Below are 26,941 nucleotides of genomic sequence, written 5' to 3' on the forward strand. Positions count from 1 at the left end.
CTAATAAATCATTATTCTTATCATATGCTGCATACAATAATTCAGAAATAATATTCGTCGGGTAATACTCCCATTTTTAATTGAGTTTATAAGTAGAAAGGCAAAGTCCTTATCATTGTTTAAATTTAGGTGGTTTACCATCAACTGACATATGTGGTCGTTCGTGATTATAAAAGTGTTGCCATATCGTTGTATAGTCTTCAACTTCTTCAAGCTCTCGAAATAAATATTGATTCAAACATTCATATCTAACCGTCCTGTTGAAGCGTTCAACATAAGCATTCTGTTGTGTAGGTCCTTGTTGGGTAAATACATTCTCAATTCCATGTTGAGTACACCACGCTTGCATTAAATCACTAACATACTCGGGTCCATTATCACTACGGATACGTTTTGGCTTACCTCGCCATGCAATTAATTGATCCAATCCCCTCAGCACTCGTTGAGCTGGCAAAGAAAAATCAATCAATATATCCAGTGACTCACGGTTATAATCATCAATAACATTGTGAATTCGGTAACTGCGACCATCACTCAGTTGGTCATGCATAAAGTCCATTGACCACGATTCATTTGGTGTTGATGGTACTGTAAGCGGTTCAGGCTTTATTCGCTGAATGCGTTTGTTGGGTTTAATTCGTAGGTTAAGCTCAAGCTCCTTATAAATTCGATAAACACGTTTGTGGTTCCATGAGTAGCCTTTGACATTACGTAGGTACAAGAAGCAAAGCTGAAAGCCCCAAGTCTTATTCTCGTTGGTGAGCTTCAGTAGCCAGTCTGCAATCATCTTATTTTGCTCATCTAATTGAGCTTTATAACGATAACAGGTTTGACTAAGTTGAAAGATGAAGTAAGCTTTACTCACTGAAATCTTAAATTGTTCAACGGCTCGCTGAGCAAGAGATTTACGTTGTACAGGCTTTATAACTTCTTTGACAGTGCATCCTGAAGAATATCTGCTTTAAGGCGTTCGTCAGCATACATACGTTTCAGACGAGCATTTTCAGTCTCTAATTCTTTAAGTCGTGTCATCATTGAAATATCCATACCTCCATATTTCGCTTTCCATTTATAAAATGTAGCGGAACTCATACCATGTTCACGGCATAAGTTAGGCACAGGTGTTCCTGATTCAGCTTGTTTTAAAATACTCATGATTAAGCTATCTGAATATTTAGATGTTTTCATAAAAAATCTCCTTGAACAGGATTATTCGATTTTCTACTTTTGAGTTCAATTATTTTGAGGGGGGATTACCGCGCCATCTTTCTTTTTGCTGTTTATTTCCTCACTCATCTCAGGATTATTTTTTATTAATCCTCCTCAATTTGCTAAGATGGAGCTTAGAGAAATTGAGCTAATCGTCTCCCCTTTGTTGATTTAATTTCAACAATCACAAGTACACTTCAAGGTATACTTCTGCTTTGATTAGTTCACATTCACTCAGAAAAATTGGATTCGGTTAGACGGCCAGGCTTTTTTAGATTTATATTTTTTGCTTAAATTCAGGGATTTCATGTACATGAATAACACAGAAATAACGGCTGACTTATCTTCTCACACGCCAATGATGCAGCAATATTTAAAAGTAAAAATGCAACATCCACATTCATTAATGTTCTATCGCATGGGCGACTTTTACGAACTGTTCTTTGATGATGCAAAAAAAGCTGCCAAACTGCTTGGAATCACGCTTACGCACCGTGGGAAAGCCAACGGCGAACCTATTCCAATGGCGGGTGTACCTTATCATGCAGCTGAAGGCTACTTGGCTCGTCTAGTCAAAAAAGGCGAAGCGGTGGTGATCTGTGAGCAAATTGGTGAAGTCACAGGAAAAGGACCTGTTGAACGCGGCGTAGTCAGAATCATTACACCAGGAACGTTAACTGATGATGCCTTATTGACGGCAACACAATCCTCCAATCTTGTTGCCTTATGCTTTCAGCAAAATCAAATCGGTATCGCCTTACTTGACCTAAGTGCAGGTATTTTTAAAGTACAGCAGCAAGATTTTAAATCTGAAAATTTAGCGATTGAACTGGCACGATTAATGCCAAGTGAAATTCTAGTCGATGAAGACATTGTCGACCCGAATATTATTGAGCAAATAAAAAAACAAATTGAGTGTCCAATCACCAAACGCCCTAATGTTGATTTTAATTTAAATAATGCACAAAAAACCTTATGTGATCAGTTTGCCGTTTCCACACTTTCTGGCTTTGGGATTGATCATTTACCGCTGGCTAAAGCAGCAGCCGCTGCCTTGCTTCATTATGCGAAAGAAACTCAAAAAACGGCATTACCGCATATTCGTTCAATTAAGTTAGAACAAAGTTCTGATTTCATTGCGCTCGATCCTGTCACACGTCGTAATTTAGAAATTATTGATCCACTCTTTGAACATGGAACATCATTATTTAGTTTGATCAATGATTGCCAAACTGCAATGGGCAGCCGATTGCTTGCACGTACGCTAATGCAACCCATACGCGATACACAAATACTCGATGAGCGTCTAGACGCTACAGATACATTGCTCAAAGGTTATCATGAAGCGCCTGTACGTTTAGTGCTTAAAGAAATTGGAGATATTGAGCGTGTTTTAAGTCGAGTCGCTCTTGGAAGTGCTCGTCCACGTGATTTGGTACAACTGCGTCAGGCATGCGCCCAAATCCCATTTTTAAGGCATGCTCTGCAACCCATTCTCAATACTCAACAATCTAAATTAATTGGACAATTAAATGAAGAATTGGGTGATTTTAATGGATTACACCAACGTTTAATGTCAGCCATTGTTGAACATCCACCCGTTTTATTGCGTGATGGCAATGTCATTGCAGAAGGCTTTGATACTGAATTAGATGAACTTCGTAAAATCCGTGATCATGCAGGGCAATTTTTAATTGATTTGGAAATTAAGGAACGTGAATCAACAGGAATCAACACCTTAAAAATTGGCTATAACCGTGTGAGTGGCTACTATATTGAACTCACCCGTGCTCAGGCAGAACAAGCACCTGAACATTATATACGTCGCCAAACCTTGAAAAATGCTGAGCGTTACATTACCCCAGAGTTAAAATCCTTTGAAGACAAAGTGCTTTCCAGTGAATCTCGAGCATTGGCTAGAGAAAAGCTACTCTTTGAAATGTTGTTAGATGAATTAAGAGCAGACATTGCCAATTTGCAAATGATGAGTGCATCCATTGCACATATTGACCTATTGGCTAACTTTGCGCATCAAGCACGTTTAAACAATTGGAATCGACCAGAATATAGCCCCGATATCGGCATTAAAATTACTGCTGGTCGTCATCCCGTGGTCGAATCATTAAGTAAAGCACCATTTACGCCAAATGATACCCAGCTTGATTTTAATCATCGTATGGCGATCATTACTGGACCGAATATGGGGGGTAAATCGACCTTTATGCGTCAAACCGCATTGATCAGTCTACTTGCTTACTGTGGCAGTTTCGTTCCTGCAAAAGCTGCAAAACTAGGTCCTATAGATCGTATCTTTACCCGTATTGGTTCTGCAGATGATTTGTCTACAGGTAAATCTACCTTCATGGTTGAAATGACTGAGACCTCTCAAATTTTGCACCATGCCACCAATCAGTCTTTAGTGCTGATGGATGAGGTTGGTCGGGGTACAAGTACTTATGATGGTTTGTCACTGGCTTGGGCATGTGTACTCGACTTAACTAAACGCATCAAATGCTTATGTTTATTCGCAACCCATTATTTTGAATTAACCGAATTATCAAAAGAAGTCGCAATTGATAATTATCACGTCACTGCTAAAGAATTGAATGGTAATTTGATTTTATTGCATAAAGTACAGCAAGGTCCTGCCAGTCAAAGCCATGGTTTACAAGTTGCAAAACTTGCAGGGATTCCTGCTGGGGTGATTAAAGAAGCACAAAAACGCTTAAAAATTTTAGAGAAGCAACAACAGCAACAATTGCAATCCGTTGTACAAAATGATCTATTTGCCAATGTTGACCAACCTGAACCTGAAACACAGGAGCAGATTATTGAAATTGAAAAAGTCATTGAAATTATTAAACCTTCTCCAGTGCTCGATACTTTGGCAAATATCGACCTAGATGATTTAACTCCTCGCCAAGCACTTGAACAATTGTATGCACTGAAAGCTGCTTTAAAGTCATAGACCAATATCCCAGGACCTGTTTATTGTTTAAGCGGGTTCTGGAAAAATCTATTACAAGTAAACCGATTATCTAAATTCAAAAACATAAAGGTTTGATGTATAAAAAGTCATTAAAACCGATTTGAGGGCTGTAAAATTAAGATTTCCTTTAGACCATTACAATACGCTGAGATTGATTTAATTTGGCAACAGATTGATCGAAAAGAGTTAATCACACATATATATCTACAACACAGCCAACAACTTCAGCGTATTGACTGCTTTTATGATGTTCAGTGTTGGGATCAGTATCATCTAGAAAATGACCCACCTTTAATCAAACATCTTTGCCAACAAGGTGCAATTTGCATAGGTGGCTTTACTCCGTCAAATCAACTCATCGCAGTTCAGGTCGTATCAAATCAAAAAATTACTGATTATCCTCAAGCGAAGCTACTGCAATATTTTTATGTAGATGCCCATCATCAAAGTCATGGCATTGGCAGTCAGTTAATGCAAACAGCCATCACATCAGCAAAAAAATTAGGTGCAAAACAACTCTATATTTCAGCAACCCCCACTCAACGCACAGTCGATTTTTATCTCAAGCAAGGCGCAAAGCTTTTAGAAAAGCCTGATCATCAACTCTGGTCTTTAGAACCTGAGGATATCCATTTAATCTACAATCTCAGCGAATAGTCCGTATAGAGAAATATAGTCAACGATCATTCAGTCTAAACAAACAGCAGGTTCGGTTTATTTTTCAAGCAATAAAATAATTTTTGTGTTTTTTCAATATTACAGTTATGCCCTATTTTTAATATGCTTAGCATTTTTTTAACTATACTTTCTCTATAATTATTACTCATACCCACATAAATGAGAAATACATCACAAAATAAACCTTCTTACTATAAAAAAATTGATTCAGCAGGTTCTTCTATATTAAATATCAATAAAAGCAATTGTTACTTTGTCGCGTTTTCCCTAAAATACACCATTATTAATTAGAACCATATTTTTAGGTAGCTGACGCCATGACCTTTGTTGTCACTGAAAATTGTATTAAGTGTAAATATCAAGACTGCGTAGAAGTATGTCCAGTAGACTGTTTTTATGAAGGTCCTAATTTCCTTGTGATTAGCCCAGACGAATGTATTGACTGTGCATTATGTGAACCTGAGTGCCCTGCAAATGCAATTTTCTCAGAAGATGAATTACCTGAAGGTCAAGAAGTGTTTATTGAATTAAACGCTGAACTTGCACAAAAATGGCCGAACATTACCCAAATTGGTGATCAACCCGAAGATCGTGAAGAATGGAATGGTAAGCCAGACAAATTACAGTATTTAGAAAAATAAGTATTGTTCTAAAAGATCAGCTTAGGCTGATCTTTTTTGCATTTAAATATGTAATTTATACATTTATTTGCAATTTATTCATAATACCCAACCTAAACTAGACTAGAATACTCCGTTACTTGCTTTAGCTAATATTGAGAATGAAATTTATTTTGAAAGGTCTACTTGCTGTCGGTGTTACTACAATGATTCTGGCCGGATGTACATCTTCCCCTCAAAAGAATCCAACAATTAGCACACCACATGGTCAACGTATTTATATTCCTGAAGAAAAAATTACGATTGAACGACCAATCCCACAAAAGACCATGCCCGCCTCTTATCGTCAATGGTTAATGTATGGTGACAACCAGTCTCGTGCGCGTGGTTATGAACGTTTTCTTGAACAAAACAATGCAGGAAATATTATTCCAAGTTTTGAATTATTTAAAACTGCACGGGATTGGGAAAAATGCGGTAAATCAGAATATATGATTCCAAGTCGAGAGCTATGGAATAATCAATTACCGACATTGAAAGTGTTCAAATATCTAGTTGCATCCAAAGTTTTAACAGACTTTACGGTTACTTCAGTTTATCGTGACCTACCATTGAATCAATGTGCGGGTGGCGCTGGCTCTTCACGTCATTTATTTAATTCAGCCATCGATTTTCGTATAGGTCCTGAAAACCCTCAACCTGAAGATTATGCTTATATTGAACACACCAAGTTTAAACTGTGTCAATTTTGGTCACAGTACGGTCAAAGCTTAAATATGGGCTTAGGTCTATACGCTTCAGGGCAAATCCATATTGATACTCAAGGTTATCGTACTTGGGGACCTGACTTGACCCGTAATAGCTCAATGTGTAATTTTTAAGTCAAGATTCAATTTAAAAAGAGATCGATAAGATCTCTTTTTTTATGACCAGGTATTTGATCATAAATGAAGCTTATGTTTCTGTATGAACTTTAAAAACTAGGTGATCAATTCGTTTTTTGTGCTTTTAGGTTCTAGATGGTTACCCTACCGTGGGGTGACATGGATGTCGCTGTTGGGTGGAGGTATTTAAACTTTGAATGCAAGCTGTGGCATTGCAAGCTTCTTTACAAGCAAATAATTTATTCTTACAGGGAATTGATTTAATTAAAAGAGATTATATTCTTGCGTCTGAGTTTTTGACAGGTTGACTATATTTTAGACCAAAACACCTTTAAATAAAAACGCCCAATGAAATTCATCGGGCGTTTTTTGAAATAAACAAAGTCTATTTCATTTCAATCAACATAGTTTAAACCTAGTCAATTGCAGGCGTATATGTACCATCAGCGATTGCTGCTTTGATACGATCTGCTTCTTCCAATACCAAAGCAAGAAGATTCTTCACGTTATCTAAAGTTGCAACTGGGCTTAAAGTGGTCATTTTCAAAGATTGAACCTGCCCCACTTTAGTCACACCAATATTGGCTTCACCACGTGCAAATAATTCATCTGCAACGTTTTGATTCAATGTATCCAGTAATTCCACAGGGTAATTCTCTGGAACGACACGGAACAACACCGATGCAAATTGTGGATCAACCAGCATTTCCAAACCAGCAGTAGCATTGATGTAATCTGCCACTTCGCGAGTAAGTTTAACGCCATGATCAATCATTGAACCATAAAGCTCTTCACCTAGGTTTTCGATGGTCATCCACAATTTTAACGCATCGAAACGACGCGTTGTTTGTAGAGACTTCGAAACAAGGTTTGGTACGCCATGTTCTTCATCATAAGCCGAATTTAAATATTCAGCTTCATAATGCATGAAACGATAGTTCGCTTCATCTTTCAACAAGAACGCACCACATGAAATACTTTGGAAATAGTGCTTATGGAAATCCAAGGTGATTGAATCAGACAATTCAATACCATCAAGCATTGATCGATAGTCATTTGATAAGATCAGTGCACCACCCCATGCTGCGTCGATATGCATCCACGCGCCATATTTATTGGTGATTTCACGGATTTTTTTCAATGGATCAATCGCACCAGCGTCGGTTGTCCCAGCAGTCGCAACAACACAAGCAACAATTTTGCCTTCAGCCTGTAAATGCGCCATGGTTTTTTCTAGCGCATCGACATCCATCTGTGCATTTTCATTGACAGGTACAGTCACAACTGACTGAAAGCCCATGCCCATCATCGCCATATTCTTTTGAACAGAGAAATGCGCATTTTCAGAGCAAATCACTTTGACATTACGCATCGCTTCGTTTGGAACACCGTCACGTTGAACAGACCAAGGACGACCATCCTCATCTTTCCAATTCTTGGCAATGCACCAGTCACGCGCCAACAGTACACCCATCAAATTAGACTGTGTACCGCCAGAAGTGAACACCCCTGCTTGACCTGCACCATAACCTACTTTTTGACGCAACCAATCGATTAATTGAACTTCCATCAATGAACCTGCTGGGCTTTGATCCCAAGAGTCCATTGACTGGTTTGTGGCATTAATCAACACTTCAGCAATTTGACTGGTCACCATTGTTGGGCAGTGCAAATGCGCTAAAGAATGTGGGTGATGTACTTTTAAACTTTTATTAAGGAAAAGCTCAACCATACGCTCAAGCGACTGGTGAAGCCCTAAACCTTGTTTAGACGGTGCAAAAGAAATCGCTTCACGAAGTTCTTTGATACTTCCGCCTGTGTACATTTTATCGTTTTGCAACCATGCTGCGACTGCTTTAGTCGCCTCAGCCATTGCTGACTCATAGTCAGCAATAGATTGAGCATCATTGCAGAGTAACGCTTTACGATGTTCTGCAAAATCTACCATGAATTAAGCGCCTCGAACTGCAACAAGAGCTTCTGCAACAGCTTTCTTAAAGCGTGCAATTGCATCTTCACACTCTTCTTGAGTAATGATCAACGGACAAAGTAGACGAATCACGGTACCACTGCGACCACCTTTTTCTAACAATAGCTTATTGTTAAAACATGCTGTTTGAATTGCAGCTGCCAATTGTGAATCAGCAGGAAGCGAACCCATATGATCTGCTTGCTTACGCTCATCCACAATTTCAACACCGATCATCAAACCGCGACCACGAACATTACCAATACATGGGAATTCTTGAGCTAATTTTTTCAATTCAGCTTGTAAGAAATCACCACGTTCTTGTGCATTTTTCGCCAGATTTTGCTCTTTGATTGTTTTAATCGTTGCAAGACCAGTACCCATAGCAAGTTGGTTACCACGGAAAGTCCCCGTGTGACCTGCTGGCTGCCAAGCATCAAACTTACGTTTAATCCCTAATACAGCCAATGGTAGGCTACCACCGACTGCTTTTGACATCACCACAACATCAGGTTCAATACCTGCATGTTCAAAGGCAAACATTTTACCTGAACGTGCAAAGCCTGCTTGAACTTCGTCTAAAATCAACACGATATTATGACGTTCAGTCACTTCACGGATTTTTTGCAACCATTTTGCAGGTGCAGACACAACACCACCTTCACCTTGAATCGCTTCAAGGATTACAGCAGCAGGTTTGGTCACACCACTTTCTACATCTTCAATGAAGTTTTCGAAATAATAGGTAAGGGCATCTACACCTGCTTCACCGCCAATCCCCAATGGGCAACGGTATTCATGCGGATATGGCATAAATTGTACGCCTGGCATTAAACCATTCACCGCATTTTTAGCAGATAAGTTACCTGTCATCGCTAGTGCACCATGTGTCATACCATGGTAACCACCAGAGAAACTGATCACAGTACTACGACCAGTATATGTTTTTGCCAACTTAATCGCTGCTTCTGTACCATCTGCACCAGATGGACCACAGAACTGTAGACAATACTCTTCTTTTCCACCTGGGAGTTGTTCAAGTAGTGCTTCAGTAAAAGCATCTTTTAAAGGCGTTGTTAAATCTAAAGTATGTAAAGGTAAACCACTTGCTAAAGTGTCTTGAATACTTTTAATCACCGCAGGATGGTTATGGCCTAAAGCCAATGTTCCTGCCCCAGCTAAACAATCGAGGTACTTTGTACCTTCAACATCGGTAACCCAACAACCATGTGCTTCCGCTATCGCTAACGGTAATTTACGTGGATAACTACGAACATTCGATTCCATCTGACTTTGGCGAGTCAAGTAGTATTCGTTTGTGGAAGTGGCAGCAGGATTTACAGAAGTAACGCTCATATCGAATTACCATCTCTGATATGGGTTGAAAGAAATAAGTCGGGTGACTTGTGGTCCTTTGACTCGGTGCTTTATAGAAATCTAGTTAGAGAGCTTTTAATATTCATAACTAGGAGCGCGATAATACAGTTTTTTACAAGAAAATAAATAACTTTTATGTACTTATCTACTCTCCATTTATCGAAAAAAACATTTAGCTCAATCCAGTTCAAGTATTATTATCATACTATGTGACAAAGCAAAGAAAAGTAGACAATTAAAATCACTTTACCTATAAGACACGATCTTATACAAATCCAATAGTCTATAAGTGCGTAAATAATTCATTTTAAAAAATTTTTAAATAAAACATTATTGCAATTTCTATGTAAATTATTACAAATGCACCACAAAATCCGCCATAGTTTTTCCACAAACTACCATTATCATCAAAAACAGATTCAATTTATACAATATATCTTTTGGTCATAAAATTTAATCAAACAATTTTTAAGGATGACTTATGCGTTACTTAGCCTTAACCACTTTACTTCTGGGAACTACACTGAGCACAATGACAATGGCAGCTGATAATGATCCGCTAAACTACAACATCGTAAATGTTCAAGCAGATGCGACACGTCAAGTGTCTAATGATGAAATGCATGCCGTACTGTTTATTGAAAAGACCAACAAACAGCCTGCCGAGCTTTCCGCACAAATCACTCAATTAATGAATCAAGCCATTGCGATCTCTAAAAAATATCCACAAGTTAAAGTCGAAACAGGTTCACAAACCACCTATCCTGTATATGACAATGACAATCAAAAGTTAAAAGATTGGCGTGGTCGTGCTGAAATCCAAATTGAAAGTAAAGACTTTAAAGCAGCAAGCCAACTAATCAATGAATTGCAAAACAGCTTCCAAACCCAGTCAATTAATTTCACAGTGTCTGATGAACAACGTAAAAAAGTTGAAAATGAATTAATGGTTGAAGCTTCGAAAAACTTCCAACAACGTGCGCAAATTTTAACGCAAGCATGGAACAAATCGTCTTATAACTTGGTGAATATCAACATCAATACCAGCAACTCTTATCCACAACCGATTTATGCCGCACGTGCATCTATGGCTAAGTTTGAAGCTGCCGATGCTGGTGGACAAAATATGGCTGCTGGTGAGTCGAAGATCACAGTAAATGCCAATGGTTCTATCCAGTTTAAATAATCTCGTTGATTTAACTTTAAATCAGATTCATAGAAAAATCAGATTTATAGAAACCGTGCTTAGGCACGGTTTTTTAAGTCTTTATGCCTAACAATTTGATTGTTTATTACAAATTCCACTTATTTTAACCAAACCATAGTTTTAAATGATAATCATCATGATTTAAAAATAACATTGAACAGATTAAGATACGCACAATTCCAAATTTTTAAGCGCATATGAATAATTCGATTCACAACACACGCTGTCACTCAGCGTTCAAACCAAGCCCTCTGAGTCTTGCGATTGCAGTTTCATTCAGTTTTATATCCGTAGCATCTTATGCAGAGGATATCCAAGAAGATACGCCTAAAGCCCTTAAAACAATTACCGTCCAAGCTGAAGGAAATTGGCTTGAAGAGGCCAATGCTGAAAAAGTACATAAACATGCTGGTGCACGTAGTATTGTTGATCGTAAAAAAATGGATGAATCTGCGGTGACCTCCATTCGTGATGCACTCAAGCAAGTTCCTGGTGTACAAGTTCAAGACAGTAATGGTACTGGTGGTAGTGATGTATCACTCAATTTAGGTGTACGCGGTCTCACCTCTCGTCTCTCGCCACGCTCTACAGTTTTGATGGATGGTGTTCCATTATCTTTTGCACCTTATGGACAACCACAATTATCTATGGCACCTGTGTCAATGGGTAATATTGAATCTATTGATGTCGTGCGTGGTGCAGGTACAGTTCGCTTCGGACCTCAAAATGTCGGAGGCATCATCAACTTCAATACGCGTGCAATTCCTGAAAAATTATCAGGTTCTGTTGGCTTAACAACTGAGTTTGCTACAGGGACTGACCAACTGAAGTACAGCCCAAACCTATTTGTTGGCGGAACAATGGAGAATGGTTTAGGGCTTGCCTTACTCTATTCTGGAACCAAAGGGAATGGTTATCGTGAAGCCAATAATGACATTGATATTGATGATGTGATGTTGAAATCTTCATATCAGTTTAATGACCAAGATGCTTTGGCGGTCAATCTGCATCATTATGAAGGTCGCGGTGAAATGCCTGAGGGTTTAACCACCGCTGACTATGCAAAAAATCCTTACCAATCCAATCAATTTCGAAATTATTTTGCAGGTCGACGTTCTGATGTTTCTGTGAAATATAGCCATAAAGACGAACTGAATAATTTTGAAGTGTTAGGCTATTACGTCGATTCTTTCCGTACCAGTGATCTAGAGTCTGCCATTGAAGGTACTGCAAATAGTCGAATTAGCAACTCTCCACGTGATTATAAATACTTTGGAATTGAGCCACGTTATTCACGTGCCTATAGCTTGGGTAATATGAATAATGAGGTGACTGTAGGCTATCGTTATTTACAAGAAGACAGTTCTGAATTTTCAGGTCGTACAACACCATATAACACGGCAACAGGTATACCAGGCGAACGTTTAGCCAATACAATCAGTGAAGGTGGAACCAAAGCCCATGCACTCTATATAGATAACCGTTTTGGATTAGGCGCATTCACCATTACCCCGGGTGTACGTTTTGAATCGATTAAAACACATAATGATTATAGCGCTTATCAAAGTGGAAAATTCATCAATACAGTACATCCAAATATCAAATCGGATGAATTTCTACCAAGCTTAGCATTGCAATACAATTTCAATGATCAATGGAATATCTTTGCCAATGCAGCTGTTTCCTTTGGTCCTCAACAATATAATCAGTTAGCAAAAGTTGATGCAGGACAAGCCGTTACGACACTAGATGGATTACACCCTGAAAAATCTAATAACTATGAAATTGGTACCAAATACCTTGGCAATGGTTTAAACGCAGAACTCACTGTATTCTACTTGGACTTTGACAAAGAACTGATATTAGAACGTCCTGATAATATTGGTACAGGAATCTGGACCAATCTAGGTGCAACCAGTCATAAAGGTATAGAGTTGGGCTTAAATTACGATTTTGGGCATCTCTATGACATGCTTGAAGGTCTGAAAGTCTATAGTAATTATACCTTTACCAAAGCTGTCTCAGAGGCTGGCAAATTTGAAGGCAAAGATCTCCCTTACTATTCACGTCATGTAGGGAATTTAGGTCTGGGCTATACATTTGAAAAATGGTCAGTCAATGCTGATATGTTTGCTCAATCTAAACAACATGCACCTGGCTCAGGTAATATTTATCAAACTGTAGAAAGTTCAGATGGTCGTATCGGGAACATACCTGGATATTCGACTTTTGCTGTGCGTACAGGCTATGATTTTGGTGAAGATTTTTATGGTTTAAAAATCGCAGCTGGTATTAAAAATGTATTTGATAAAGAATATTTTACTCGTTCCTCTGATTCAACAGGTGGAAAGTATGTAGGGCAACCACGCACTTTCTATTTGCAAACCTCAGTTAATTTCTAATCAGGTTGGCAAATCAGTTTAGAATTTCAAATTGTTTTTAATTTAAGCACAAATCTCAAAACATGAGATTTGTGCTTTTTTAATTACTTTTATTCGAATATCTTTTATGATTGTTTTCTTAAAATAAGTTAGAACTTCTGTAATGGAATACGAAACAATACTGCTGAGTTTGGGGTTCTTTGCGTTTTGCGCGGGTTTAATTGATGCTGCCGTGGGTGGTGGTGGATTAGTACTCCTACCTGCGTTAATGCATGCTTTTCCGACGCGAAGTTTAGCCACTGTTTTTGGAACCAATAAAATTATTGCTATGGCAGGTACAGTGTCATCTGCATTTGCTTACTTTAAGAAAGTGACTATCAACTGGAAACTTATCTTACCGACCATGTTGGCAGCATTTATATTTTCATTCTTCGGTGCGATGTCTGTTTCCTTAATTCCAAAAGAATTGATGCGCTATATCGTATTCTTTTTGCTTATCTTGATTGCAATCTACACTTTTGCCAAAAAAGATTTAGGTAAGATACACACAGTTTTACAAACTGGAAAAAAAGAAATTGCACTTGGTCTATTTTTTGGTGCATTGATTGGTTTTTATGATGGAATTTTTGGACCAGGTACAGGTAGCTTCTTGCTGTTTTTGTTTGTTAAAGTATTTGCTTTTGATTTTCTAAATGCCTCAGCTTCTGCAAAATTGGTCAATGTTGCCACCAATATTTCCGCAATGTTTTTCTTTATTCCCGCAGGGCATATTTTATGGGTGGCAGGAATTATTTTAGCCGTTTGTAATGTACTCGGCTCTCTCGCAGGAACCGCCCTCGCCTTTAAATATGGGAGTGGTTTTATTCGAATTTTCTTTCTGATTCTTTTGATCTTTCTAATTGGACGTATGGGATATGATTTATTTTTCTAATCCAAATCAACCCTTCATATCTGCGTTTAGATCGGTTCCCGATGTAAAATAATAGCGTTATAGCCATAATCTAAACTTGAACACTCGACATCAAGCCTATCCCCCCTTTGAGGGTTTTGTTCAAAGGCGACACTCCATAAAAAATTTGGATCTTGTTCAAAGATATAACAAAGTTCAATACAAGAGATATGATTAAATGCATGATATCGGATTGAGTTTAATTCACCATTGCTTAAATCCAAGGCAGAAAATTGCTGAATATACTGTTCTCCAAATTGCACCAAATCTGTAACCAAAGGTTCAGCAAGTTTTAAAAAGTCAAACTGTTGCTCAGGAAATATCTCGGCATATTCATTTGGAATCAATACATCAACCCATTGATTTTCAATGCTGGCAAACCAATGCTGGAATTCAGACACATACTGGAAATCTTGAAGTTTAGGAAATTTAATCATTCACCTCTCACACAGTGCTTACAACACAATTAAAACTTACTCAAAATCAGGGCGTGCCCATCGTTCACTCATATGCCAATTAATGATATCAATCGTTGGATCAGTTTCTAGAAATTCATTTTCATCTTCTAATGCCTCTTCATTCAACTGATATAAGTCAGCTTGTAAATCCTGACAAAACTGTTGGAGTAAGTCATCAATCGAATTGGCAACCAAAATCCCCACGTTATAATCATGATCAATAAAAATGACCTGCCCACTGACACCTAAAGCTGTCGGTGCTAAGTCCAAATATAAACCAGTTCTTCCACCGTCATGTGCAAACTGAATCCAATCTCGATGATAAGCATTACTTGGGTTAATTTGCGGATCGGCATGTTCTAACACAAAAAGCTCATCCACAAGATCTGCAAGCTCTAGTCGTCTATTTTCAATTGTGGCAAGAGATAAAAACGCCATACCATAAAACAAATTTCCAAGGTTCTCTTCTTCATTCATACCATTATGCCAACGGTAGAGTGCTTTAAAATCTTCTGGCAATGTTCTTGAAATCTGATGTTCAAAGCCTTCAATCTCGACACTGTTTGCCGCAGGATTCAATGACTGCTTGGCAATTTGTGGCGCATGCTGTTCTAACCAGCTTTGTATATCTTCTAATTGTTTGTGAATCATTTTCATTATTCGCGGAAATAACCTTTGACTAGAGTTTACTCAAAAAAATCAAACAATGACAATAAAAAAGCCACTCAAAAGTGGCTTCATATTAAAGCATTCATTATTTTTTAAATGGAAAAGCATATTTCACGATACGTCCGAGTACCTGACCATACTGCTTAAACAAACTGGCATTGTTGTAGTTCAAACCATATTTTTTACATACGGCTTCCACTTTAGGTGCCATTTTACGATAACGGCGCGCAGGTACTTCTGGAAATAAATGATGCTCAATCTGATGGCTCAAATGCCCTGTTAAAATATGGAATGCTTCAGACCCTGTGAGATTTGAAGAACCCCGAATCTGACGCATATACCAATGACCACGGCTTTCATCCTGTAAAACAGTCTTAGGAAAAACTTCAACATCTTTGGTAAAGTGACCACAAAAAATGATACTAAATGTCCAAATATTACGAATACCATTTGCCACTAAATTACCAGTAAATACTGGCAAAGCAGCTGGACCAGCAATCAAAGGAAAAAATAGGTAATCTTTAAAAAACTGCTTACCGATTTTTTTCTGTGTTGGTTTCCATTCTTCTTTAAATTGCGCCCATGTTTTTCGCTTATAGATTAGTCTTCCCATTTCAAGGTTTTGGATCGCAACCCCCCACTGAAACAATAAGCAGAAAGGAATTGCGTATAAAGGCTGAAGCAGAAAACCCGGCTTCCAACGTTGTTCTGGAAACAGGCGTAGCAAGCCATAACCAATGTCATCATCCATGCCTTTAATATTGGTATAGGTATGATGTTTATAGTTATGGGTTTGACGCCAATTGTCAGACGTCCCCACAATATCCCATTCGTAAGTTGTTCCTTTAAAACGTGGATCATTCATCCAATCATATTGCCCATGCATGACATTATGACCAAGTTCCATATTTTCCATGATCTTTGCAAAGCTGAGTAAACCTGTCCCTAATAACCACGCGGGTGGAAACCAACCTGCAAACAAACAGGCACGTCCTAAAATACTGCTATAGCGAATAGCGGCATATACTTTTTTAATGTATTTGGCATCTTTCTCGCCAATATCATCCAGGACTTCTTGCTTAATCGCATCCAACTCTCGTGCAAGTTCATCCAACTCAGTCTGACTCAGTTCACGATTTTTGGTATTTTTAAAATATTGAATTTTAACTGGCATATTCATGGTAAAACTCGCTTAAATATCAATCACTAAATCAGTCTGAGCTGTATTTACACAGATTCTCAGTAAATTATTTGGTTCCGCATTCTCTTGACCATTTACCAAGTTTTGCGTTGCGCCCTGCACTTTATTGCATGCACATTTATTGCAGATTCCCATTCGACAGCCATGCTCTGGTTTAACATTTTGCTGTTCTAGACCGACTAAAATTGCCTGCCCTTTTGGAATTGCTATCACTTTATTGGATTTGGTTAAAGTAACATTTACAAAGCCTGTATCATCTGATTTTACAGGGCTTAAACTAAATGCCTCACTTCTAAATTGTTTGGCATTTTCAAATAACTGTTCTGCTGTTGCGACAAAACCTGATGGTCCACAGGCATAGACTGTACTCAGTTCTAAGTTTTTAATCAGGTAGAGATACTCTGTATTCAAACGTGTATCCGCTGGTGCTTCTTGTGTATAAAATACATCGAATTTAAATTGCGGATATTGCTGTGACAATTGTTCAAAATATTGCTGAAACACCACATCACTTTGCTTTTTAACCCAATACAGTAGATGTACAGGCTGTTGATCCATTTGATGTTTGGATAATAAAGCCTGAATCAAACTGTACATCGGTGTGATGCCACTACCCGCTGCCAATAAAATCAGTGGATGTACCGTTTCAGGAAGCAGCATATCGCCATAAGGTTGACCAAACTCAATGATGTCACCGATTTGGATATGATCAATCAACCATTGACTAACAACACCTTTTTCAACTTTTTTTACAGTAAGCAAGACATGTTGTTGATCCAGTTGTGTCAGACTATATGTACGCTCATAGCGTCGACCATTGACTTCAACCACGACTGGATGATGTTGACCTGCCTGCCCCACTTTAAAATGACGATTCGTTTTAATTTTTAGACTTACAGTGTCTGCAGCTGATTGTTTCTTTTCAACAATTTCCCCTAAAGCTTGTTGAACAGACCACAAAGGATTAATTTTTTGTAGCCAAAAATTGGCAGTATCATTCCCCAATACCATATCAAATATAGACGTTACAGGAGATTTTTGCTTTTCAATAGCGTGCATGTTGAGCTCACCATCTGAGTGAATTTTAATTATTATACACATGTATATATATTTGTATATATAACTGTATTGTATCTAGACATTTCACTTATGTAATCGCAACCGCTATAATGAAAAATATTTTAAAGATTTGATAATTTATGAATCCAACGTCAGCATTACCTCAGAACGCCTCTTCTGTTCAAGATCAAATTCATGAGCTTGAAAAAGTTTCTGTACGTACCGTTGGACGCAAAGCAACCATTACCAAAGAAGAATTATTCCAAGCAGCATTAAATTTAATTGGTCCACAAAAAAGTATTTCTTCACTGAGCTTAAGAGAAGTTGCTCGTGAAGCCGGGATTGCGCCGAATAGCTTTTATCGACACTTTAAAGACATCGATGAATTGGCGATTGAATTAATTGATCGTTCAGGTGTGGTATTGCGTCAAATTTTGCATGAAGCACGCATCAAGGCCGTAAGACAAAGCAGTATTATTCGTAGTTCTGTAGAAGTTTTTATTGAACAATTAGATGCCGATGAAGGTAATCTAAGCTTATTACTGCGTGAAGGCTATACTGGATCAAAACAATATAAATTGGCTGTTGAAAAACAGTTAAATTACTTTCAACAAGAATTACAGGAAGACTTGATTCGAATTGAGCGAATTAATCACAGTAAACTGACTCATCCTGATTTAGTGGCTAAAGCCATTACACAGTTGGTCTTTAATATGGGTGCGAATGTGATTGATTTGCCAGCCGCTGAACGCAAGGAAGTTGCGGAGCAAACCATGATTATGATTCGGATGTTACTTGAAGGCTCTCGTCATCTGGATGAAGCACAAATTAAATAATCCCTTTACTTCAACGACCTCATACCATTATAAGCATCCAATAATGAGCAAAAATCAACAGAATATCCGCGTAGGTATACTTGGTGTGACAGGTAGAATGGGACAAATGCTTGTTCAAGCATCTATTCAAGCTGGATTACACATTACGGTTGCGACAGGCAGAGCCGGAAGTCCATGTATTGGTCAAGAACTCGGTACATATTTCAATCGAGATTCCTTAGATGTCATCATTTCTGAAGACTTAGCAGCAGTTATTCAAAATTGTGATGTGGTGATTGATTTCACCACAGCTGAAGCTTTGTCTCATCACCTTGAAACCTGTCAACAAGCAAACAAACCAATCATTATTGGTATTACAGGTCTATCTGAAGCATTGAATCAGCGTATTGTAGAAGCAGCTCAAACAATCACTGTTGTACATTCAGGTAATTATTCCATAGGCGTCAATTTATCAGTCGACTTGGTACGTGTAGCAGCACAATTACTCGGGCGTGATTTTGAAGCTGAGATAATTGAAGCCCACCACCGCCATAAAATAGATGCCCCATCAGGGACAGCCTTGATGTACGCTGATGCAATTTCCGAAGTAAGGCAGACATCTCTCTCTGATTTAGCCGTTTATCAACGCTCGGGCAATCAAGCTGAACGAGATCCACAAAGTATTGGATTACAAGCAATTCGGGGAGGAGATATCGTGGGTGAACACAGCACGATTTTTTTTGGTCATGGTGAGCAAGTTGAAATCAAACATATTGCAACCAATCGTATGAATTTTGCTACGGGCGCTGTTCGCGCAGCAGTGTGGAGCATGACTCAACCATCTGGTTTATATGATATGCAAGATATCATCAATTTTCATCCAGATTAGCATTTCAATGCCAACTCACTTTTAATTTCCATCTAGGGCTTCCCTCAAGAACTCAAGCCATTTAAATCTTTATGCCTGAATAACTTTAATTACTTAGCAATGATGAAAGAATATATTTCATTCAATATTGATGCAAAATATTTCACATAGAATTAAGATTCATATATAAAAATAGTTGTTGTCGTCCAAAGCTAGAGCGGTTTAAATTTAGTTGCGGTTTTTATGACCCATACATCAATTGTATAATTGAGCCAAATTCACATGAAAATGTTAAATGATCGTCAAAGCATTATTGCAAGTTATTTGCTTATGCTGATCTTTTTGTCTTTACTCATTCCACTACATTTACTCGCATCTTTTTTTGCAGGATTTGTTGTTTTTGAAATCATTAACAGTCTAGGCACGGTCACGGAAAAATATATTGATGGTCAACGAGCACGACTGACCATCAGTATTGTACTCGCGATCATTATTATTTCTCTGATTGTATTGAGCATCACCGGTCTTATCAGTTTTGTGCAACATGATTTGCAAGGTGCTGGAATCCATGCCATTAGCGATCAAGTAGATCAAACACTACAAAAACTACAACTTGAAGTTGCCCAGTATTTCCCAAGTTTTATTCCCTATTCTTTAACTGAATTAAAAGACCAAACCTTTGATCTAATTAAAGATAATTTATCAACTTTAAAAAATACTGGAACTGGTTTTTTACATAACTTAGCCACGATGCTCATCGGGATGATTGTCGGAATACTGGTTTCATTAAATCGCCTACATCCGCAACCAGACCAACCTGCATTTAAACGAGCCATGATCACTCGGATTGAAAATCTTTCCAGCTCTTTTAAGAATGTAGTTTTTGCTCAATTTAAAATCTCATTGATTAATACTTTCTTATTTTTGCTGTTCTCACACCTACTGCTCCCTGCTTTTGGTGTACAGTTGCCCTTTGCCAATACCTTAGTGATTCTGACATTTATTTTTGGGCTTATTCCAATCGTTGGGAACTTACTCTCCAATACGATTATTGTGATTGCAGGCTTGACCATTTCAGTATCTACAGCCGGTATTGCACTGCTCTATTTGATCTTTATTCATAAACTTGAATATTTTATCAATGCAAAAATTATTGGAACCAAAATCCATGCAGCATCGTGGGAAGTATTATTAGCAATGCTGGTTTTTGAATCTCTTTTCGGACTTGCAGGCTTAATTATTGCACCTGTTTTCTATGCTTATCTCAAACTTGAGCTTAAACAAGCTGAAATGATTTAAGTGGAATGCAAAGTAAAACCTCATTCATTCAAAAAAAGACGCTTTAAAGCGTCTTTTTTCAGGTTTGATTTGGTCGTTTTCAAGCAACTATTCCCAAACAATCTCTTGCTTTTGTTGCGCCCAATTATCCAGAAATGGTGCATAACGGCTTTCAATCTTATTACGTTTAATCTTCATTGTAGGTGTGAGCAAATCATTTTCCATAGTCCATGGCTCATTGACAATCACAAAGAAACTCAGCTTTTCATGTGGCTCAAGCTCTTCGTTGATTGTCGTCCTTAAAGTTTTGAGCGTATTTTCAATATCATCTTTTTGTCCATTCTGCTTTAAATGAAGCCTTATATCCTCTGCCAACATGATAAAAGCAACAGGCTGTGGTTGGCTCGAACCACCCACACATACAGACTCAATTAAAGCATTGTTCCCCAATTTCTGTTCTGTCGGAACAGGCATGACATATTTTCCTTTAGAGGTTTTAAAAATGTCTTTAATCCGTCCTGTGATTTTTAAACGCCCTTGTTGATCAATTTCGCCCAAATCTCCCGTACGTAAAAATCCATCTGCAGTGATATCTTCTGCTGTCTTTTCTGGATTTTTATAATACCCCAACATGGTTCCTGGGCTTTTTACTAAAATTTCGCCATTTTCATCGATTTTACATTCTACCTTCGGTTGCACATGCCCAACATAGCCCATAGCAAACTGTCTTACTCGTGTGACATGCGAATAGCCACAGTTTTCAGTCATTCCATAGACTTCGAGCAATTCCAAGCCTAAATTCCTGTACCACATTAAGATATCAATTGGTAAAGGTGCTGCTGCTGTAAAAGCATAACGCACATGATTTAATCCCAATTTAGTTAATAATTTCTTTTTGAGTAAATTGCCTACAAGCGGAATTTTGAACAAAACTTTTTGGACATGTAGAGGAATTTTTTCATTAATTCCTAAATAAAATTTTGTCCAAAGCCGTGGAACTGAAAAGAATAAGGTAGGTTTAGCACGATTTAAATCTTCTATAAACGTTTCTAGTGAATTTGCAAAATAAACAGTGAATCCACACACCATCAGCGAGGTTTCAATAAAAATACGTTCAGCCACATGAGCCAGTGGTAAATAAGATAATGCTCGGTCATTCTCATTAACTTGATAGATGGTTTTAAGTTCCCGTGCACCTGCCAAAATCGTTCCAAAGCTTTGCATTACCCCCTTGGGTGCACCAGTACTTCCCGAGGTATAGACGATGGTTGCCAATGTATTTTTATCTGGTAAAACTGGGTCTTGCAGCGGTTCAGTCGTCTGAACAATCTCATTCCATGAGGGTGCACTATACTCAGGTGATAAATTTAGAGTGATACATGGCAAATCTTGTGGAATGACGGGTTTGACTTCATTCCAACTGTCTGCTTTGCCGTCAAGCTTTCCAATAAACAATAATTTTGCTTCGCTGTGATTAAGTACATAGATCGCACCTTCAGCATTTAATGTCGGATAAAGCGGTACAGAGACATAGCCAGCCATCCAAATCGCTAAATCTGCCATGATCCAATTTGCGCTATTTTTTCCATAAATCGCAATCGCACTTTGTTCAGGTAATCCCAAGGATTGCAGGTAAGCAGCCATTCGTCGAACTTGTGATGCAACTTCAGACCATGTATAAGACACCACCTCCCCATTGGCAAGCGGCTGAACAAATGCCTGTTTTTGCGGTAGATGTTTTTCCCAGTGAAGTAAATAATGCACATGGGTATCATGAAACTCAACAAAATCCTTGTTTTCCATATCGTTTCTTCCATTTATTGTAAATTTTTATCTCTGGTAGAGGCTTTCAGCTTTAAATGTGATTGATGAATATGTGAAAAAAATATTGGATGAAAAAGTGACAATGTACAAACAAACTTCAATCCATATTCAATCCTTGAAACGGAAAGCACTTTATTTTAATAGCATAAAATGAATTGAGATGTATATATAAATTCGCTAATTATTTACGGTTGATACTGGCTCAATCATAGCCCCTTACTCAAACATGATATCTCACTGATAAAATATCAGGTGCTACAATTAAGCTAGCACATTGTGTTTTAATTTTTGGTCACAATCATACCAATCAATATGATTCACTTAATATAAATCAAATAAGCTTTGCTTTTTCTATCAGCCAATTTTACTTATCGTCGCTATCGCGGTTGGCGACATGGATGTCGCCGTCGGTCAAGGGCGATATGGATATCCCCTTTGACTGACGAAAGATTTTTGTTACTTTTCATCTCTGAAAAGTAAAGTATCGCCTACGCGAATCAATTTAAACTTTAGATGTAAAGCGTGGCATTGCAAACTTTATATCATCAAGCAATATATTGATTTTATCGGTCTAAAAATTATATTTACTGTATGATTTTTTAATAGACTCGCTATATTATGCAAGTTTTCTTTAATGGTATCACTCAAAAGAAAAACAGAATGTATTTACTTAAAACTTATTCGCCAGCAAACAATTCATCAATGCATTGATCCTATAAATCTCCATGAATAGATACAAAAAAGCTCCCGAAGGAGCTTTTTTAATACAACAATTAGAAATCGAATTAAGGTTTAACCACAACCAATACTTGAATGGCTTCTGGTGTTACGGACAAGCCATCCAATAAACCTAAACCTTCTTTCTGAAATTTCTGTAAACGTTGAATTTCATCAGTACGAATACTTGGATTAAATTGTTTTAAATAGCTCAAGCGATCAATTTCATATTGCCATTTACTACCGTAAATCTCTTTCGCTTGTTCTTTAAGTTGCGGTAATGCACCTTTTGCAATATCAAGCGCTTGAGCATAACGCTGCTCAATCACTTCACGACGAGCTTTAACCACTTGGCGACAGCTATTACTATCTAAATGATGCAAATACGGCTTAATGATTTCTGGATCAAGCTTCGCGGTAATGTCCTGACCTGTTTCAGTCAATAGAACACGAATCAATTGCGTCGGTAAACTTGATGGAAGATTCAAAGCTTTTGGTGCAATCACATCTACTTTAAACCAAACCTCTAACAAGATCGTCCCTTGTTTAAGCGCATTGGTTTTAAGAATTGCAACATTGGTACTGCCAAAAGATTGAGTACGAATGATTTCCATCACACTTTCAGTGAAAGGATGCTCAAGTGTTAAATATTGCGCATCTTCACGAATCTGTGCCTGATCACGATAGAATGTCGCAGTAATGCCTTCTTCATCAATATCCAAACCTTGCACTTGCATCTGGTCTGTCGGTTTAATGATGACAGTACCGTTACTTTGCTCATCGAAATCAATATTGGTCGATGCCATAAAACGCTTCATGAACATCGGCAATAAAGTGTTGTCATCATAGTCTTCTAATGCAGTGACAATCTCCTGCGCCACGATCGGACGGCATGAATTGTACTCTAACAGACGGTCACGACCATCTTGCAACTCTGCTTCAAGCGCTTGACGCTGTACATTGACCGCTTCAAGCAAGTCTTCGAAAGCCTGTCCTTTATCTGCCAATAAACATTCTTTTAAATCAACAATAAAGTTTTCTTGCAGCGTTTGCGCTGTTGGAGAAATATTACTGAAAATATTGAGTGCTTCATTATACCAACGGAACATACGCTCTTGTGCAGTACCAATCAGATAAGGCACATGAATCTGAATACGATTTTCTTGTCCAATACGATCCAAACGTCCAATACGCTGCTCTAATACATCAGGATTTGCAGGCAAGTCGAAAAGTACCAGATCCGAAGCAAACTGGAAATTACGTCCTTCCGAACCAATTTCAGAACACAGTAAAATCTGTGCACCATAAGAATCTTCAGCAAAGTAAGCCGCAGCTTGGTCACGTTCCAACAAGCTCATACCTTCATGGAACATTGCTGTACGAATCCCTGCATGGATACGTAACGCATTTTCAAGCGCTTCAACGACTGGACCACTACGTGCAATCAACAACACTTTTTTATGCTTTAAATCTGAACGCAAACGCTCCATGAGCCATGTCACACGTGGATCAGTTTCCATCCACGCGCCATCAAGCTGTCCTTCTTCCGGCCACATTTGCTCACGTAATTTACCATCTTTAGACCAGTTCTCTGGTGCAGGCAAAGCTGCTGGCTGGCAATCACGTCCAGGAAAACCTTGAATCGCTTCTCGTGTATTACGGAATAAAATACGACCTGTACCATGACGATCTAAAAGTTCATGAATGGCACGGAAACGGTGTTCAGGTTGATCTTCAATTGGATGACCCAATAGTTTTTCAACTGCTGCCAAATGTTCAGCTTCAAGAGGCAAATCAGACATCAATACTTCAGCGATTTTCGCAGTATGATGATATTGCTCTTCTTCATCCAAGAAGCGATCAAGTGAACTAAAACGTTGTGGATCAAGTAAACGTAAACGCGCAAAATGGCTTTCTACACCCAACTGCTCAGGTGTTGCAGTAAGAAGCAATACACCTTCTGTCTTTTCAGCAAGCTCTTCAACCAAATCGTAACGATCGTTGCCACCCTCTTCCTCACTCCACATCAAGTGATGAGCTTCATCGACAACCAGCAAATCAAAACCTGCTTCAATCGCTTGTTCACGCAAGTCATCATGGTCGATCATCAAGTCTACAGAAGCAATAATACATTGTTCAGTCAAGAATGGATTGAGTTCAGGATCGTGTTCTTTGATCGAAGCTGTACGAGTCAAATCAAACAGTGAGAAATTTAAATTGAAACGGCGACGCATCTCAATCATCCACTGATATTGCAGTGAATCTGGCACCAAAATCAAAATACGTTCAGAACGACCTGTTTTAAGCTGTTGATGAATGATCAATCCCGCTTCAATAGTTTTTCCTAGACCAACTTCATCAGCCAATAACACACGTGGGGCAAAGCGTTTACCCACTTCATGTGCAATATAGAGTTGGTGAGGAATCAATCCAACTCGTGCGCCAACCAAGCCACGTAAAGGAGAGGTTTGCATATTGGCTTGCATCTGCATTGCCTCAATACGCAAGTCATACCATTCCTTATAATCAATTTGGCTTGCGAGTAAGCGCTCTAAAGGTTTTGATAGTTGAATTTGCGCACCAATACGCGTTTCATTCAATGCCTTTTTCTCTTGCTCACCATTGTCTAAGGTACGAATCACGTTATAACGAATCACACCATTGCGATCATCAAAGGATTCGACAATCCATTTAATCCCTTCTTGATCTTGAACTTCATCATTAACATTGAAAACAATACGAGATAGAGGTGCATTATTACGTGCATAGACACGAGTTTCGTCACTTTTCGGAAAAAGAATACTGATTGAACGTTCATCGACATCAATCAATACACCTAAACCTAACTCAGTTTCTGTGTCCGATAACCAACGTTGACCTATAGCAAATTGTTGCAATTTTTCCACCTTTATCTCATGTTAGGGCTGAAACATGGTTGCTCAAATCAGGAGAATATTTGAACAAAGTTTACACCCATTACGCAATACTTTTTGACATAAAGCTCATTAAATTTTGAGCGACTTAATTTCAACTTAAAAATTTTGACTAAAACGGAACTGGACAATCAAATTGTACAAGCTCCTCTGTTTTAGGATGATGAAAACTGAGTTGTTGTGCATGTAGACATAATCTTGGCATAAGCTGCTGCTGTTCTACAGTTGCATATAAAGTATCACCAATAATGGGATGACCTAAATATTGCATATGTACACGTAACTGATGTGACCGTCCTGTAATCGGTGTTAATTGCACCCGAGTTACAGCCTGTTCTTGAATATGAAAATGCTCGATTACTTTCCAGTGTGTTAAAGCTGGCTTGTTATGTGCTGGATCTACAATATGTAAAGGAGGATGTTCGGGATCATACACCACAGGAACATCTACAGTACCCTCACCTGCTAAGGTTCCTGCAACAACGGCTTGATAAATTTTAGCGGTTTGGCGCTCTTGAAACTGCCGCGAAATGGTTTTCTGTCCCCATTTGCTTAACCCAAAAACTAAAATACCAGAAGTATCACGATCTAAACGATGAATGAGTAAAGTCTTGGCTTCGATTTCTAATAATCTATTGATCACACAATCTTGTAAATCTGCTGTTTTTCCAGGAACAGTGAGTATGCCTGCTGGCTTATCAATCACCATAAAATCATCATCACGATGTATCAGGTGTTCGGTTAGAAAATTACTCAAAGTTCAGTTCCAATGATCACGCAAACAAGCAGGCAATTCTAAGAATCTTGGACTAAAAATACAATCAAAATTATCTGATTTATTCGATTATTCTAAAGA

The 26,941-nt window shown here is 38.2% G+C and carries 20 protein-coding genes; 10 read left to right on the forward strand and 10 right to left on the reverse strand.

The genetic code is table 11. The annotated features are described in order from the left end of the window. Nucleotides 1-112 precede the first annotated feature (112 nt). Nucleotides 113-1,188 (reverse strand): IS3-like element ISAbe6 family transposase gene (locus AAV97_RS06620; protein WP_155769248.1). Its coding sequence is split into 2 segments (ribosomal slippage): nucleotides 113-936 and nucleotides 936-1,188, totalling 1,077 coding nucleotides; the frame shifts between segments, so codons are not numbered across the junction. A 334-nt stretch (nucleotides 1,189-1,522) separates the two neighbouring features. On the opposite strand from AAV97_RS06620, the gene mutS reads away from it, so the two are divergent. The 4 genes from mutS (at nucleotide 1,523) to AAV97_RS06645 (ending at nucleotide 6,377) form a co-directional block, all read left to right on the forward strand. Next, nucleotides 1,523-4,177: a DNA mismatch repair protein MutS gene (mutS, locus tag AAV97_RS06630; protein ID WP_046760158.1), complete on the forward strand. Its 2,655-nt coding sequence runs from the start codon at nucleotides 1,523-1,525 to the stop codon at nucleotides 4,175-4,177. Nucleotides 4,178-4,318: 141 nt separating this feature from the next. Then, nucleotides 4,319-4,855 carry a GNAT family N-acetyltransferase gene (locus AAV97_RS06635; RefSeq protein WP_042066225.1) on the forward strand — a complete coding sequence of 179 codons (537 nt, stop codon included), beginning with the start codon at nucleotides 4,319-4,321 and terminating at the stop codon, nucleotides 4,853-4,855. 338 nt (nucleotides 4,856-5,193) lie between these two features. After that, the gene (fdxA, locus tag AAV97_RS06640; RefSeq protein ID WP_004831407.1) at nucleotides 5,194-5,517 is read left to right on the forward strand and encodes a ferredoxin FdxA; all 324 of its coding nucleotides are present in this window, start codon (nucleotides 5,194-5,196) and stop codon (nucleotides 5,515-5,517) included. A 140-nt stretch (nucleotides 5,518-5,657) separates the two neighbouring features. Beyond that, nucleotides 5,658-6,377 (forward strand): D-Ala-D-Ala carboxypeptidase family metallohydrolase, encoded by a 720-nt coding sequence (locus tag AAV97_RS06645; RefSeq protein WP_004831408.1) that lies wholly within the window; start codon nucleotides 5,658-5,660, stop codon nucleotides 6,375-6,377. A gap of 418 nt (nucleotides 6,378-6,795) precedes the next feature. On the opposite strand, the gene AAV97_RS06650 is transcribed toward AAV97_RS06645, so the two are convergent. Both AAV97_RS06650 and AAV97_RS06655 read right to left on the reverse strand, forming a co-directional pair. After that, nucleotides 6,796-8,328, reverse strand: coding sequence for a pyridoxal phosphate-dependent decarboxylase family protein (locus tag AAV97_RS06650; RefSeq protein ID WP_004831410.1), 1,533 nt, complete (start codon nucleotides 8,326-8,328; stop codon nucleotides 6,796-6,798). 3 nt (nucleotides 8,329-8,331) lie between these two features. Further along, the gene (locus AAV97_RS06655) at nucleotides 8,332-9,705 is read right to left on the reverse strand and encodes a diaminobutyrate--2-oxoglutarate transaminase (protein WP_004831411.1); all 1,374 of its coding nucleotides are present in this window, start codon (nucleotides 9,703-9,705) and stop codon (nucleotides 8,332-8,334) included. A 502-nt stretch (nucleotides 9,706-10,207) separates the two neighbouring features. Between AAV97_RS06655 and AAV97_RS06660 the strand changes: the two genes are divergently transcribed. From AAV97_RS06660 to AAV97_RS06670, 3 genes are all read left to right on the forward strand, one after another. Further along, nucleotides 10,208-10,912, forward strand: a complete 705-nt coding sequence (locus AAV97_RS06660) for an SIMPL domain-containing protein (protein WP_004831412.1) — start codon at nucleotides 10,208-10,210, stop codon at nucleotides 10,910-10,912. Nucleotides 10,913-11,130: 218 nt separating this feature from the next. Further along, the gene (locus AAV97_RS06665; RefSeq protein ID WP_046760160.1) at nucleotides 11,131-13,335 is read left to right on the forward strand and encodes a TonB-dependent receptor family protein; all 2,205 of its coding nucleotides are present in this window, start codon (nucleotides 11,131-11,133) and stop codon (nucleotides 13,333-13,335) included. Nucleotides 13,336-13,477: 142 nt separating this feature from the next. Beyond that, nucleotides 13,478-14,245 carry a sulfite exporter TauE/SafE family protein gene (locus tag AAV97_RS06670; protein ID WP_046760161.1) on the forward strand — a complete coding sequence of 256 codons (768 nt, stop codon included), beginning with the start codon at nucleotides 13,478-13,480 and terminating at the stop codon, nucleotides 14,243-14,245. Nucleotides 14,246-14,271: 26 nt separating this feature from the next. Here AAV97_RS06670 and AAV97_RS06675 read toward each other — a convergent pair whose 3' ends face one another. The 4 genes from AAV97_RS06675 to AAV97_RS06690 form a co-directional block, all read right to left on the reverse strand. After that, nucleotides 14,272-14,700, reverse strand: coding sequence for a hypothetical protein (locus tag AAV97_RS06675; RefSeq protein ID WP_005029923.1), 429 nt, complete (start codon nucleotides 14,698-14,700; stop codon nucleotides 14,272-14,274). A gap of 36 nt (nucleotides 14,701-14,736) precedes the next feature. Further along, on the reverse strand, nucleotides 14,737-15,378 hold the full coding sequence (locus tag AAV97_RS06680) for an SMI1/KNR4 family protein (RefSeq protein ID WP_046760162.1): 642 nt from the start codon (nucleotides 15,376-15,378) through the stop codon (nucleotides 14,737-14,739). A gap of 97 nt (nucleotides 15,379-15,475) precedes the next feature. Next, complete coding sequence (locus AAV97_RS06685) at nucleotides 15,476-16,570, reverse strand: fatty acid desaturase family protein (RefSeq protein ID WP_046760163.1); 1,095 nt, start codon at nucleotides 16,568-16,570, stop codon at nucleotides 15,476-15,478. A gap of 12 nt (nucleotides 16,571-16,582) precedes the next feature. Continuing rightward, the gene (locus AAV97_RS06690; RefSeq protein ID WP_046760164.1) at nucleotides 16,583-17,650 is read right to left on the reverse strand and encodes a ferredoxin reductase; all 1,068 of its coding nucleotides are present in this window, start codon (nucleotides 17,648-17,650) and stop codon (nucleotides 16,583-16,585) included. A gap of 140 nt (nucleotides 17,651-17,790) precedes the next feature. On the opposite strand from AAV97_RS06690, the gene fabR reads away from it, so the two are divergent. The 3 genes from fabR (at nucleotide 17,791) to AAV97_RS06705 (ending at nucleotide 20,632) form a co-directional block, all read left to right on the forward strand. Then, nucleotides 17,791-18,486, forward strand: a complete 696-nt coding sequence (gene fabR, locus AAV97_RS06695) for an HTH-type transcriptional repressor FabR (protein ID WP_005029927.1) — start codon at nucleotides 17,791-17,793, stop codon at nucleotides 18,484-18,486. Between the two features lie 43 nt (nucleotides 18,487-18,529). Then, a complete protein-coding gene (gene dapB / locus AAV97_RS06700) occupies nucleotides 18,530-19,354 on the forward strand; it encodes a 4-hydroxy-tetrahydrodipicolinate reductase (RefSeq protein WP_046760165.1) in 825 nt (274 codons plus the stop codon). Between the two features lie 261 nt (nucleotides 19,355-19,615). Further along, nucleotides 19,616-20,632, forward strand: coding sequence for an AI-2E family transporter (locus AAV97_RS06705; RefSeq protein WP_004831423.1), 1,017 nt, complete (start codon nucleotides 19,616-19,618; stop codon nucleotides 20,630-20,632). An 87-nt stretch (nucleotides 20,633-20,719) separates the two neighbouring features. Here AAV97_RS06705 and AAV97_RS06710 read toward each other — a convergent pair whose 3' ends face one another. From AAV97_RS06710 to AAV97_RS06720, 3 genes are all read right to left on the reverse strand, one after another. After that, nucleotides 20,720-22,414: an AMP-binding protein gene (locus AAV97_RS06710; protein ID WP_046760166.1), complete on the reverse strand. Its 1,695-nt coding sequence runs from the start codon at nucleotides 22,412-22,414 to the stop codon at nucleotides 20,720-20,722. Nucleotides 22,415-23,220: 806 nt separating this feature from the next. After that, a complete protein-coding gene (gene rapA / locus AAV97_RS06715) occupies nucleotides 23,221-26,058 on the reverse strand; it encodes an RNA polymerase-associated protein RapA (protein WP_046760167.1) in 2,838 nt (945 codons plus the stop codon). Nucleotides 26,059-26,197: 139 nt separating this feature from the next. Continuing rightward, a complete protein-coding gene (locus tag AAV97_RS06720; RefSeq protein WP_035300534.1) occupies nucleotides 26,198-26,842 on the reverse strand; it encodes an RluA family pseudouridine synthase in 645 nt (214 codons plus the stop codon). Nucleotides 26,843-26,941: the final 99 nt, after the last annotated feature.

Origin of the sequence: Acinetobacter sp. Ag2 (assembly GCF_001005515.1) — a bacterium.
Taxonomy (GTDB): domain Bacteria; phylum Pseudomonadota; class Gammaproteobacteria; order Pseudomonadales; family Moraxellaceae; genus Acinetobacter; species Acinetobacter bereziniae.

Coding starts and splice junctions, on each gene's coding strand:
- mutS (WP_046760158.1), top strand. CDS start 1,523: ATGAATAACACAGAAATAACGGCTGACTTATCTTCTCACACGCCAATG.
- fdxA (WP_004831407.1), top strand. CDS start 5,194: ATGACCTTTGTTGTCACTGAAAATTGTATTAAGTGTAAATATCAAGAC.
- AAV97_RS06645 (WP_004831408.1), top strand. CDS start 5,658: ATGAAATTTATTTTGAAAGGTCTACTTGCTGTCGGTGTTACTACAATG.
- AAV97_RS06650 (WP_004831410.1), bottom strand. CDS start 8,328: ATGGTAGATTTTGCAGAACATCGTAAAGCGTTACTCTGCAATGATGCT.
- AAV97_RS06655 (WP_004831411.1), bottom strand. CDS start 9,705: ATGAGCGTTACTTCTGTAAATCCTGCTGCCACTTCCACAAACGAATAC.
- AAV97_RS06660 (WP_004831412.1), top strand. CDS start 10,208: ATGCGTTACTTAGCCTTAACCACTTTACTTCTGGGAACTACACTGAGC.
- AAV97_RS06665 (WP_046760160.1), top strand. CDS start 11,131: ATGAATAATTCGATTCACAACACACGCTGTCACTCAGCGTTCAAACCA.
- AAV97_RS06670 (WP_046760161.1), top strand. CDS start 13,478: ATGGAATACGAAACAATACTGCTGAGTTTGGGGTTCTTTGCGTTTTGC.
- AAV97_RS06675 (WP_005029923.1), bottom strand. CDS start 14,700: ATGATTAAATTTCCTAAACTTCAAGATTTCCAGTATGTGTCTGAATTC.
- AAV97_RS06680 (WP_046760162.1), bottom strand. CDS start 15,378: ATGAAAATGATTCACAAACAATTAGAAGATATACAAAGCTGGTTAGAA.
- AAV97_RS06685 (WP_046760163.1), bottom strand. CDS start 16,570: ATGAATATGCCAGTTAAAATTCAATATTTTAAAAATACCAAAAATCGT.
- AAV97_RS06690 (WP_046760164.1), bottom strand. CDS start 17,650: ATGCACGCTATTGAAAAGCAAAAATCTCCTGTAACGTCTATATTTGAT.
- fabR (WP_005029927.1), top strand. CDS start 17,791: ATGAATCCAACGTCAGCATTACCTCAGAACGCCTCTTCTGTTCAAGAT.
- dapB (WP_046760165.1), top strand. CDS start 18,530: ATGAGCAAAAATCAACAGAATATCCGCGTAGGTATACTTGGTGTGACA.
- AAV97_RS06705 (WP_004831423.1), top strand. CDS start 19,616: ATGAAAATGTTAAATGATCGTCAAAGCATTATTGCAAGTTATTTGCTT.
- AAV97_RS06710 (WP_046760166.1), bottom strand. CDS start 22,414: ATGGAAAACAAGGATTTTGTTGAGTTTCATGATACCCATGTGCATTAT.